The organism is Actinophytocola sp. (genome assembly GCF_050699935.1).
Taxonomy (GTDB): Bacteria; Actinomycetota; Actinomycetes; order Mycobacteriales; family Pseudonocardiaceae; genus Actinophytocola.
On the sequence record NZ_JBOHGB010000192.1, the window covers coordinates 1 to 11,899 of the forward strand.

General features: G+C 74.4%; 8 protein-coding genes and 1 pseudogene. 1 reads left to right on the forward strand and 8 read right to left on the reverse strand.

Annotation, left to right across the window (positions count from 1 at the left end):
* From ACRDTB_RS34565 to dacB, 8 genes are all read right to left on the reverse strand, one after another.
* On the reverse strand, positions 1-1,126 hold a 1,126-nt coding region (locus ACRDTB_RS34565; protein WP_431436444.1), incomplete at its 3' end, for a hypothetical protein.
* 10 nt (positions 1,127-1,136) lie between these two features.
* Positions 1,137-1,691: a DUF3558 domain-containing protein gene (locus ACRDTB_RS34570; protein WP_431436445.1), complete on the reverse strand. Its 555-nt coding sequence runs from the start codon at positions 1,689-1,691 to the stop codon at positions 1,137-1,139.
* The gene (locus ACRDTB_RS34575) at positions 1,688-2,053 is read right to left on the reverse strand and encodes a hypothetical protein (protein WP_431436446.1); all 366 of its coding nucleotides are present in this window, start codon (positions 2,051-2,053) and stop codon (positions 1,688-1,690) included. The genes ACRDTB_RS34570 and ACRDTB_RS34575 overlap by 4 nt, the downstream gene beginning before the upstream one ends.
* A 130-nt stretch (positions 2,054-2,183) precedes the next feature.
* On the reverse strand, positions 2,184-2,882 hold the full coding sequence (locus ACRDTB_RS34580) for an ESX secretion-associated protein EspG (protein WP_431436447.1): 699 nt from the start codon (positions 2,880-2,882) through the stop codon (positions 2,184-2,186).
* Positions 2,879-3,433: a hypoxanthine phosphoribosyltransferase gene (gene hpt, locus ACRDTB_RS34585; protein WP_431436448.1), complete on the reverse strand. Its 555-nt coding sequence runs from the start codon at positions 3,431-3,433 to the stop codon at positions 2,879-2,881. Before hpt ends, ACRDTB_RS34580 begins: the two co-directional genes overlap by 4 nt.
* A gap of 18 nt (positions 3,434-3,451) precedes the next feature.
* Positions 3,452-4,498, reverse strand: coding sequence for a tRNA lysidine(34) synthetase TilS (gene tilS, locus ACRDTB_RS34590; protein ID WP_431436449.1), 1,047 nt, complete (start codon positions 4,496-4,498; stop codon positions 3,452-3,454).
* On the reverse strand, positions 4,476-5,663 hold the full coding sequence (locus ACRDTB_RS34595; RefSeq protein ID WP_431436451.1) for a zinc-dependent metalloprotease: 1,188 nt from the start codon (positions 5,661-5,663) through the stop codon (positions 4,476-4,478). Before ACRDTB_RS34595 ends, tilS begins: the two co-directional genes overlap by 23 nt.
* A 52-nt stretch (positions 5,664-5,715) precedes the next feature.
* Entirely contained in the window at positions 5,716-7,509 is a 1,794-nt protein-coding gene (gene dacB, locus ACRDTB_RS34600; protein ID WP_431436452.1) for a D-alanyl-D-alanine carboxypeptidase/D-alanyl-D-alanine endopeptidase, read from the reverse strand.
* Between the two features lie 3,547 nt (positions 7,510-11,056).
* Here dacB and ACRDTB_RS34605 point away from each other — a divergent pair.
* Positions 11,057-11,899: pseudogene (locus ACRDTB_RS34605) on the forward strand (hypothetical protein); the annotation flags it as partial.

Genomic DNA, 11,899 nt, shown 5'->3' on the forward strand with positions numbered 1-11,899 from the left:
GCCCGGTGCCGGCGGCCGCGCCGCCCGCGGCCGCACCGCCCGCGGCCCCCGCGGCCCCACCGAAGTTGCCGAACGCGCCGCCGAACCCACCAGCGCCGGCGGAGGGCGCGGCTCCGCCGACGGGTGCGGTCGTGACCGGGCCGGGCGCGGTGCCGCCGGGGTTGAATCCGGCCGCGCCCGTGCCCGGCAGGCTGCCCGGGAGCGCGAAGCCGCCGGCGTCGGAACCGTCCTCGGCGAAGCCGGCCCCGGCGCCGGCTCCCGGGCTGACCCCGACGAAGCCACCCGACGGTGCGCCCGTGGACGTGCCCTGTTCGAAGCCGCCCGGGCGATCCGAGTACGGGACCGGCGAGCTGGTGATCTTGGCGTCGCCGCCGGCACCCGGGTTGATCTTGCCCGCGGGCGGCGGCACGAAGCTGGGCGTGTGCGCGTCGACCGCGCTCATCGCCTTCGTGTAGGCGTTGAGGTAGGAGATCTGCTCGCGCTTGACCGCCTCCGCGGCGTCCCGCTGTGCCTTGAGGTCCGCCTGCATGGCGGCCGGGCCGCCCGCGAGCATCGCGTTGAGCGACTGCTGCTGGTCGAACTTCTGCGCCGGCGGCAGTTTGCGTACCTCGGTGGCGGCGACCGACTGGCGTGCCATCTGCACGCCCATCATCTGGGCGGTCTGCCCCGCCTGGCCCGCCGCCTTCGCGAGCGGGGCGAGCGCGCCCCGCGCGGAGTCGGCGGCGACACCGCTCCATGCCCCGTCGAGCCGGGTGACCGCGTCGAGCAGCCCGTTGGCGGCGTGGGCGAGGCTGTTGCCGCCGGTGTTGAAGGCACGCCCCAGGGCGTCGGCGGTCGACGGACTGTTGCGTTGGGTGGCGAAGGTGTAGAGCTGCTCGCTGTCGAAGCCCTCCCAGTTCGGCGTGTCCCCGATGGCGCGGTCGTCGCCCATGCGCACCTCGGGCGCGAGCTCCGCGGCCTGGGTCCCGGTGATCGACCGCTGGAGATCGGCCCGGTCGACCTGGTTCCCGAAGGGCAGGTACGGCATCACCTGTTGCACCTGCGCGGCCTGGTCGCCCGCGTAGTCCTGCGTGTCGTACTGGCCGTGTTCGTGGCTCTGTCCGTGGCTGCGTTCGTTGGGCGCCATGGGTTTCCCCCTACTGGTCCTTGACTCTCGGCACGATGATCTCGGCCATCTGCTTGGCCAGGGTGCACGCGTCGTACTTGCCCTCACCGCGGGTGAGGGTTCCGGCGCTGGTGCCGAGCAGGTTGCCGCCCGGCAGGTCGGCCAGCACCTGACAGGTGACGACCGGCTCCTTCTCCAGTGACTGGACGGCGGGCAGGCCGTCGATGGTGATCGGTGTGTTCACGATGCCGGGCCCGGTGTTGCCGTCGCCGGCACGCGCGCCCGGCTGCACGCCGACGATCAACGACGTCTCGTCGGCCCACGTGCACTGCTCGTGCCCGTCGCGAATGCTGTTGCCCTCCTCGCCCTCGGGCGAGCCGCCCATCCGCCGCGCCTCGTCGGGGCTGAGCAGCTCGCACAGCCGGGCCAGCGAGTAGTCGGGAGCGGCGCTCGTCGTCGTGGCGTCCACAGTGGACGCATCCGTGGACGGATCCGTCACCACCGCCTCGCCCGCGGTCGACATGCCGCAGCCGGCCAGCACCGTGACAGCGGCGGCGCAGCCCACCGACAGCGCCAATCGCCTCACGCCTGGCGCCCGTAGTCGGCCGCGTGGCCGGTGTCGACGTCGACGTAGTTGTCGATGCACCGCCGCAGCGCGCGCTCGGCCTTCTCGGTCTGGTCCAGCAACAACGCGAGCGCCGCCATGAACGAGTCGTCGCCGTCGTAGCGGTTCATAGACTTCCGCGCCATCGCCGCGCCCACGGGATTGGCACCGAGCTCCACGTCGCCGCCGCCCTGGCCGGACTGCCGCAACAAGGTCGTCAGCTCGTCCTTGACGTTGCCGATGCGCGTGAGCGCGTCCTCGGCGGCCGCCTCCTCGATGGACACCTGGCCGCTCGCCGCCGCGTTGCTGAACGCGCCGACGGCGCTGCCGATCGCCTCGAACACCGATGCCCCCTAACGTCAGCGGAGGCGCCACCCCAGGCGTGGCGCACAACCTGTTTCGAAGGTTAGCGCACCCCTCCGACAGTCCGAATCCCGAATCAGCACAACGAGCGACCAGCGACCACTACGAACCTCAGCGGGCGACCGCGGTGATGAGCTCGCTGAGACGGTGCCGCAGCGTCGGCGCGTCCGCGGGGGCGATGGTGATCCACTCGTGACCATCCGAACCGCGTTTCGCGTAGGTCAGGTACCGGCCGGTGTCGGTGTCGAACCACGACAGCACCGGCGAACGGGAGCGGCCGCCCATCGGGCCGCGCGCGTTGACCGCCAGCTGGCCGGCGCGGTGGTTGCGCTGCGCGGCGAAGCGGGCCAGGACCTGCCGGTCCGCGTCGGTGCGCCCGTGTGGCAGGTCCTCGGCCGCCACGCTGATCGACGGCTCGGTGCCGCGGGGCGCGTCGGGCAGCAGGTCCACGATGGACGATGCCAGGGAGACGGCGTCGATCGGGCGCAGCCACAGGCCTTCCGCGGTCTGCGTGGCCAGTACCGCCCGCGAGCCGGCGGCGACGGCGAGCGCGGAGACCGGGGGCTCGGGCGACGCCTGGAACACGGAGTCGACGCTCAGCTCCGCGCGGGCCAGCAGCGACAGCCAGTCCCCGACCCGGCTGTCGAGCAGGTCCTGCTCGCGCAGCTCGCCGTACACCTGCTGGCGCAGCGCGTCGCGCTCGTCCTCCGTGAAGCCGTGCGAGGTCACCGCCAGCGGGTACGGCGGCTCGCCCGCGTCCAGCGACTCCCACAGGAAGTCCAGCGTCACCGGGGTGAGGAATGCGGTCAAGACGAGTACACCTTCGGGTCGAGTGTGCCGATGTAGGGCAGGTCCCGGTATCGCTCGGCGTAGTCCAAACCGTAACCGACGACGAACTCGTTCGGGATCTCGAACCCCACATAGCGCACCGGCACCTCGACCTTCACCGCGTCCGGCTTGCGCAGCAGCGTGCACACCTCGAGCGAGGCGGGGTTGCGCGACTCCAGGTTCTTCAGCAGCCAGGACAGCGTGAGGCCGGAGTCGATGATGTCCTCGACGATCAACACGTTCCGGCCGGCGATGTCCCGGTCGAGGTCCTTGAGGATCCGCACCACGCCCGACGACGACGTCGCGGAGCCGTACGAGGTCACCGCCATGAACTCCATCTGCACGGGCACGGTCAGGGCCCGCGACAGGTCGGTCATGAACATGACCGCGCCCTTGAGCACCGCCACGAGCACCAGGTCGTCCCGGTCCCCGCGCTCCGGATAGCCGTCGGAGACCTGCTTGGCGAGTTCGCGAATCTTCTCACTGATCTGCTGCTCGGTGATCAGCACGGAGGCGATGTCGTCGTCGTACACACGGTCCCCTCTAGACACTCAGCCGGACACTCGCCCGGACACCGTGAGCCTGCCACGCACCCGGCTCACCTCCAAGCCGCCCGGTAACCACACACCGCCCTGACCACGCCACTCACCGATCAGTGCGTCGGCGGACCGCAGATGCCCGTCGGTGAGCTCGGCGACGCCGGCCTCGAGCAGCCACCGGCGCAGCACGCGGCGGCGCAGTGCCGGCGGCTCGGCGGCGAGCTCGCCGACCTCCAGCTCGGTGCCCGGAAGGACGCCTTCCGGACACCCAGCGTCCGGAAGGCGTCCTTCCGGGCATCGCCGGGCCCGGACGAGCACCCGTTCCGCGATGACGTCGAGCGCGTCGGAGTCCTCCCGCAGCTGCGTGGCGGTGCGCGCGAGCGCGGCCGCGACCCCGCCCCGCAGCACGTCCTCCAGCAGCGGCAGCACCTCCCGCCGCAGGCGCACCCGCGCGAAGCCCGGGTCGGCGTTGTGCGGGTCCTGCCAGACGTCGAGCCCGAGGTCCGCGCACGCCTCGGCGGTCACCGAGCGCGGCACGTCGAGCAGCGGGCGCGCCCACGGCGGGTCGAGCCGGCGCATTCCCGCGATCGACCGCGGCCCCGAACCGCGGCCCAGCCCGAGCAGCACGGTCTCCGCCTGGTCGTCGCGGGTGTGGCCGAGCAGCACGAGCGAGTCCTCGGCGGGCCGGGCGCCGCGCAGCGCGGCGTAGCGGGCCCGGCGTGCCGCGGCCTCCGGGCCACCCGGCCCGCGGACGTCCACCTCGAGCACGCGGACGTGGGCGAACCCCAAACCGTGCAGCTGCTTCGCGGCCCGCTCGGCGACGTCGGCCGAGCCGGGCTGCAGCCGGTGGTCGACGATCAGGCCGTGCAGCGTGAGCCGGCGTCGATGGGCCGGGCGATCGGCGAGCTGCGCCGTGGCCGCGGCGAGCGCGAGGGAGTCGGCACCACCGGACACGGCGACCGCCAGCTGTCCCGAGTGGAGCGATACCTCGTCGAGGAGCGTCCGGACCGCCCGGCGCACCTCGCTTATCGCTCGACTACCCGGCACGGCCGTGGACACGGCGCACCCAGGCCGCCGGGTCGCTCATCTCCGCACGCAGCGGGATCGTCTCCGGCGAGGTCCACACCGCGTTGAAGCCGTCCATGCCGACCGCGTCCACGACGTGCCGGGTGAACGCGGCGCCGACGGCGTACTGCTTGACCTTGGCGTCCACGCCCAGCACGGCGCGCAGGATCCGGTCGAGCAGGCCGCCGCCGCGGCGCCGTGCGGTGAACCGGGCGCGGATGGTCGCGACGCTCGGCACGACCGCGGGGCCGACCGCGTCCATCACGTGGTCCGCGTGCCCCTCCAGCAGCGTGGACAGCGCGATGAGCCGGTCGAACACCTCGCGCTGCTGGGGCGACTGCAGGATCTCCATCAGCCCGATCGACCCACCGCTGCCGGTCTCGCCCTCCGCGCGCCGGCGGGCCGCCCGGATCATGTCGGGCAGCCGGCTGAACGCGTTCGTCGCCGTCTCGTCGAGGCCGGACAGGAACCGGCGGACCTCGCCGGCGAAGTAGCCGCGCAACCACGGCACCGCGGTGAACTGCAGGCGGTGGGTGCACTCGTGCAGGCAGACCCACATCCGGAAGTCTTCGGCCGGCACGTCCAGGGCCCGTTGCGCGGCAATGATGTTGGGCGCGACGAGCAGCAGCCGACCACGGTGCTCGCCGGAGCCGGTGTCAGTAGCGTCCTCCGGGCCGTTGTCCGGGCCGTTGTCCGGGCCGTTGTCCGTGCCGTTGTCTGCGCCGTCTTCTGTGCCGTTGGCCGGGCTGCCGAACGGGTCGTACTGGCCGAGCACGCGCCCGCCGAGGTAGGCGAGCACCATGCCGGCCTGTACCCCGGCGCTGCCGGCGAGCACGGGTCCGACCGTCCGGTTCGAGCCGGTGGGCAGCGTGCCCTCGGTGAGCGTCGAGAGCCCCTCGGCCGCGGCGGACACCCAGCCACGCCGGTCGACGACGTCGCCCGGCAGCAGCGGCAGGCCCTCACCGAGCCCGGTCAGCCCGCGGACGTGGGCCTCCGCGGGGCCGGTGACCTCGCGCAGCTGCTCGACCGTGCGCTCGGCCTCCTCCTTCGGCACCGCCGGCCCCGGCTTCATGAGGGTCTGTGCCGTGGACACGGCGACGCCCCAGTCGACCGGTGTCCGGTTCGCCGTCGACTCCGCAGAGCTGGCCGCCGCGCTCATGTCATCGACGCTACCCGACGATTCGTGAAGCTGGCGTGGCGAGCCGGGCGCGCTAGCGGCAGCCGCACCCGCGCAGCGTCGCCGCCACGACGTCGAGCTTGTCGCGGACCGTGTTCGTGTCGCCTCCACCGTTCGTCATCAGCGAGAACACGAGCAGCCGGTTGTCCGCGTCGAGGACCACGCCGGCCAGCGAGTTCACGCCCGACAGGGTGCCGGTCTTGGCCCGGACCCAGCCGCGGCCGTCCGCGCCGACGTCGTCGAAGCGATCGTCGAGCGTGCCCGTGCCGCCGGCGACCGGGAGCCCGCCGACGAGCGGCCGGAGCTTGGCGGTGCGCGGATCCTTGCCGTCCGGCCCGGCCGCCACGGCGAGGATGTCGGCGAACAGCCGCGCGGGCACACGGTCCTCAGTGGACAGCCCGCTGCCGTCGGCCATGGTCACGCCGTCGAGGTCGAAGCCGTTGTCGCGCAGGATGTCCAGGGTCGCCTTGCTCGCGCCGGCGAAGGACACCTCCTCCCCCGCCTTCCTGGCGACCTCGCGGGCGACGGCCTCGGCGAGCACGTTGTCCGACGACTGGAGCATGTTGTCGACGAGCTCCACCATCGGCGCGGACTTGACCTCGCCGAGGACCTTCGCGTTCTCCTTGGCGGTCGCCTCCGCCTGGTCCGCGACCGTGGCGCCGATGCGGGTGGCGAACTCCTCGGCGAGCTGGCGGGCCGGGTTCGCCGTGCGCGGGCCGTTCTGCGCCGTCGCGTCGGCACGGCCGCCGTCGAGCATGGCGGGGACCATCGGCGCGATGTAGCCGGCGCCGATGTCGTCGTTGGACCAGCCGGGCGCCATACTGTCGCCCGCGTACCGGCCGAGGTCGACGTGCACGGTGTCGACCTGGGCGCCGCTCTTCTCGACCCGGTTGGCCAGGTCGGTGAGGTGTGCCGCGCCGGGGTAGACGGACTCGACGCCGGGCTTGAGCGAGGAGATGGTGGGATCACCGCCACCGACGATGATCACGTCCCCGGGCTGCTCGCCCTCCACGACGCGGGTGGTGAGCTGCGCGGTGTGGTCGAGGCTGAGCAGCGCGGACGCGGCGGTGAGGATCTTGCCGGTGGAGGCCGGAACCAGTGGCGTGGTGGGGTTGCTGTCCCAGAGCGTCTCGTTCGCCAGGGGGTCGAAGACGACGCCGGTGAGCGTGCCGAGCTCGGGGGCCGAGGTGGGCCCGGCGAGCGCGGCGCGGACGCCGTCCGGGGTGGGCGCGGGCGCGTCGGCCCCGGGCGCCCGCAGGCCCGGACTGAAGTTGACCGGCGGTGCCGGCGGCGCCACGGCGACGTCGCCGCCGCTCGTGATGCCGAGCCGGTCGGACAGCCCCGGGACGGCGAAGACCACCCCGGCCCCCAGCGCGAGCACCGCCACGAAGGCGACGGCCGCGATGAGGAACAGCTTCCGGCGCGGCGCTTCGGCCGGCTCCTCGCGTCGCTCTTCCCGCACCTCCCGGGTTTCGCGGGGCTCGGCGACGGGCTCGTCGAGCCGCCCGCCTTCCGTCGGCCAGGTACGCAGGGGCTTGAGAAACTGGGTCGCCTCGCTCTGCGTGTTGAGCGGCTGCCCGGGCCGGAGGAACTGGGTCGGCTCGCCGGAGTACCCGGTCGGTGGGGTGCGCGGCTCGACCCGGCCGTGCGGCCCGCCCGGTGCGGGCCGGTGTGGTCCCGGCTTCGGCGGTGCCGCCGGCCCCTGCAGGTCCGTCGGTCGGGACGCCTGGCGCGGGCCGGGCCCGCGGTCCGGCCGGCCGTCGGGTCGACGATCGGGCGGCGCGTCGGGCCGGGTGTGGGTCGGGGTGCGCCCAGTGGGCGGCCGCACCGCATGCCGCCCACCCGACTCGGGCCGACTGGTCCCCCGGCGGTCGGTGTCGGAGCGGCCGGACCCCCGGCGGTCGGTCGTGTCGGACCGGCCGGAATCCCCGCGGTCGGTCGTGTCGGGCTCCGCGCGGTCGGCGGGGTCCGTCCACGGGCTGTCGGTACGCCGGCTGTCGGTACGCCGGTCGTCGGTACGCCGGTCGTCGGTACGCCGGCTGTCGGTACGCCGGGGCTGAACGTCCTTGTCGTCCTCCTCGGGGGCTTCGGGGGCCTCGGGCCAGGCGTGGGTCGCCCCGTCCCGCGGTGCCGAGTCCGCCCGCTCGCGCGTCGAGGTGCCACTGTCGCCCGGCGACCGGGTCGAGTCGGACCGCTCGCGAGTCGCGGTGTCACCATCACGCGGGACCGGCGGCGAATCCGGCCGCTCGCGAGTCGCGGTGTCACCATCACGCGGGACCGGCGATGAGTCCGGCCGCTCGCGAGTCGCGGTGTCACCATCACGCGGAGCCGGCGACGAATCCGGACGCTCGCGAGTCGCGGTATCGCCATCGGGCGGCGAATCCGGCCACTGGCGAGTCGCGGTATCGCCATCGGGCGGCGAATCCGGCCACGCATACTTCGCGGACTCCCCAACGGGAAGCGAACCCGACCGCGCACGCGTCGCCGTATCACCATCCCGAGGCGCCGAAGGCGAGTCCGGGCGCGCACGAGTCGCCGTATCACCATCATGTGGCACGGGCGGTGAATCCGGACGCTGGCGCGTCGCCGTGTCCCCATCACGTGGCACGGGCGGCGAGTCCGGCCGGGCACGCGTGGCCGTGTCCCCATCACGAGGCCCGGCCGGCGAATCCGGCGCTGTGCGAGTCGGGGCGTCACCGTCGCGCGGCGAATCCGGACGTGCACGTGTCGCGGTGTCACCATCCCGCGAAGCCGGCGGCCGGCGAGTCGTATGTCCATCACGCGGAGCGGGTGGCGAATCCGGCCGCGGGCGAGTCCCCGTGTCCACACCAGACGGCGAGTCCGGCCGCGCACGAGTCGCCGTATCACCATCACGAGGCCCGGCCGGTGAGTCGGGCCGCTGGTGAGTCCCAGTGTCCACACCAGACGGCGAGTCCGGCCGCGTGCGGGTCGACGTGGTCCCGTCACGAGGCCCGGCAGGCGAATCCGGCGGCACACGCGTCGCCGTGTCACCTCTGCGCGGAGCCGGTGGTGAGTCCGGCCGCTTGCGGGGCGCGGTGTCACTGTCGGGCGGCGAGTCCGGCCGGGGCCGGGTCGAGGTGTCGCCATCGCGCGGCGCACGCGGGGAGTCCGGCCGCGTTGGCGTGGCCGTGTCGCCGGCGCTCGACGGATCCGGCGAGCGGCGAGTCGGCGTACGACCGTCAGCCGGCGAGTCCGGCCGGGCGCTCGTCGTTTCGCCAGCACGCCGCGGCGGCGAATCCGGCCGGGTGCGGGTCGGCGCCTCTCCATCGGCCGGCGGTGTGCTCCGCGGCGATTCGAGTCGGCGCCGAGTGGGCAAGTCCGGCGGGCTGGTCCGAGGCGTGGCCGGCCGGGGGCGGGTGGAGGTGCTGCCATCGGCGGGTGGAGTCTTCCCCGGCGCATTCGGCCGGGGCGGAGCACCCCGCTCACCCGGCGGCGCATCACGCCGAGACCGCGTCGACATGTCGCCATCAGCAGGCGACGCACGCCGCGAATCCGGCTGAGGCGGAGCACCTCGCTTCGCCGGGGGCGCCTCAGGTCGTGGCCGCGTCGAGGTGCTGCCCTCGGCCGGTGGAGTCGGGGCTTGCGGAGTGCCCGGCCGAGTCGGGGTGCCGCGGGGAGAGTCGGGCCGCGGACGGGTAGCGGTCGAGTCCTGACCGGCGTGGGCCGAGCCGGGCCGAGCCGGCGAAACAGGCCGACCGCCATCCGACGGCGAACCAGGCCGCGCACGAGTCGCCGCCGAATCCTGACCGGCAGCCGCCGCGTCGGGCCGGGCCGGCGGTCCGCCGTCAGCCGGCGGTGCGTCGGGTCGTGGCCGCGTCGAGGTGCGTCCCTCGGCGGGCGACGTGGTCCGGCTCTGGTCGGGTCGGCGATCGGGTGGGGCCTGCGGGCCGCGAGGAGAGTCCGGGTGGGTCGGCGTGGCCCGGCCGGGACGGCGACCTTCGTCCGTCGGAGGTGAGTCCGGCCGCGTTGGGGTGCCACCGTCGGCCGGCGACGCCGTGTCGCCCGGGCGGGGCTGCTCTGGCGCATCGGGGCGTGCCGGCGTGGCCCGCCGCACCGGCGGGCTCGTCGCGTCCGGTCGCGGGCGAGTCGCTGTGCCGCCATCCGCCGTCGAGTCGGTCGGTGCCTGCGGTGCCCTGGGCAAATCCGGTCGGGCCGGCGCGGTCCCCGCCTGCTGCCCACGCGCGTCCGGTCGGTCGTCCGGCGGCGCCACCCGAGGCGACTCGGTCGGCGCTTGCCCGGCTTGTGGTGCGTCAGGCCGGGATGGTGTCCCGAGTGCCGAGTCGGGACCGTCGGTGGGCTTGGCCACCGGACCACGCGGTTCCGCCTGCCGCCGGTCGGTCGGTTCCGCGACCCGCGCCTGGGGTGAGTCCGGGCGGGCGGGCACGTCCTGACCACCCGGCGAGTCGGGCAACGCGCGCGTCGACTCCCCCGGTGGCGTGCGCCGGTCGGTCGGTTCCGCGACTCGTGCGCGTGGGGTGTCCGGCTGACCGGGCGGGGTGCGCCGCGTGGCCGGCTCCGCCGCTTGCGAGTCAGCGGGTGTGCGCCGCTCGGGTGTGGTCTCGTCCTGCGCGGACGGTCGGCCGGTCGGCGGGCGCGTCTCCGGTGCTTGGGGACGAGGCGAGCCGGGCGGAGTGGGTCGATCGGCCGGTGCGTCCGGCGGCGCCACCCGGGCCTCCGGGGCATCGGGCGGGGCCGGCCTTGCACCCGGCGGCGCTGGTGCTGGCGCGGGCTGGGTTGGTCGCGTTGTCGGCGGTGCCTCGGTCGCCCGCGATGAGTCGGTCGGTGGGGTACGCCGTTCGGCGGGCGCGCTTGGTTCGGTCCGTGCGCCGGGCTGCGACGGTGAGGCTGGCGGGCGCGGTGTCGGCGCGTCCGGTTTGGGCGACGCCGTCGACTCGTCGGGCGATGTGGCCTGTGTTGAGCCCGGCGGGCGGTCGAACCAGGAGCGTCGCACGCGGGGGAGCCGCGGGACGGGGGGCGGGGGGCCGGGCGGGATGTAGGGCTCGAAGAGGGAGCGCTCCGACGGCTCGTAGGTCGGGCCGTCGGGCCGTGACGCCTCGGTCGGGCTCGGCGGCGTGGTGACCGGGGGCGTCTTCGGTTCCGGACTCCGTTCGGCCGCTTCCTTGCGAGTGTCGGGCTTGCCCGGCTCGGATGACTTGTCTCGCTTGGCCGTGGCCGGCTCGGCGCGTGGTGAGTCGAGACCGGTCGGATGCTTGGCGGGTGGTTCGGTCGGTGCCTTCGAGGGCTTGGCGGGCTGCTCGGTTGCCGGCTTCGCCGGTGACGGCTTTGTCGAGGGTGGGGCCGATGACTCGGGACGGTCGCCGGGACCTGGCTTGTCAGGCGACTCGGCGGCGGGTTTGGCCGGCGAGGTCTCCGGTGGCTCGGTCACCGACTCGGTGCGTTGTCCGCCGGAAGGCGCGCCAGGCTCGGGCGACTGCGGCGACTGCGGAGCGGACGAGGCCGGACGCGCGCCGGTGATCGACTTGTCCGGCGATTCGGCGTCCGGCTTCGGCGTCGGCGTCTCGGAGGATTCGCCGACGCGTCCCTTGTCGGTGAGTGAGCCGGAGTCGCCGGTGTGCCCGGCGGATGGATCGGTGACCGGGTCGCGCTGGGACCCGGCGTCCGGCTTCTTCGCGGGCTGGGGCTCGGAGGCTTTGCTCGTGACCGAGTCGCCCCGCGACTCGGCGACCGGCTTCTTCGCGGGCTCGGCAGCGGATCCTGTGCTCGGCCCAGCGCTGGCAGACGCGGACTTGGGAGAGTCAGCAGGGCGTGTCTTGGAGACCGACTCGCCAGGAGACGCCTTCTCCGAACGCTCGGCGGCGGGTGACGCGGGCTTCGGAGAGTCAGCGGGGCGGGGCTTCGAGACCGGCTCGCCAGGCGACCCCACGGCCGGCTTCGCTGGTGAGGTTGAGGAGGGCTCGGCCACCGGGCCGGTGGTTGGCGCTGGGGATGGCCCTGGGGATGGCCCTGGGGATGGCCTCGCGGGTGAGGCGGTGGTGGGCGACTTCGGCTTTGGGGACGCGGCCTGGGCCCGCGGGGTGCCCGCCGGCTTCTCGGTCGGCCGGGCGTCGGATTCCGCTTGCCTCGAGGGTGTGGCTTGCTGCGCCCCGGCCGGCGACTCGGCGGGTTTCGCGGGCGCCGCCGGCTTCGGGGGCGCGGGCGTTGGCGCGGTGCGACTCGGCGTCGGCGCCTCTGGGGAC

Coding starts and splice junctions, on each gene's coding strand:
- ACRDTB_RS34595 (WP_431436451.1), bottom strand. CDS start 5,663: ATGAGCGCGGCGGCCAGCTCTGCGGAGTCGACGGCGAACCGGACACCG.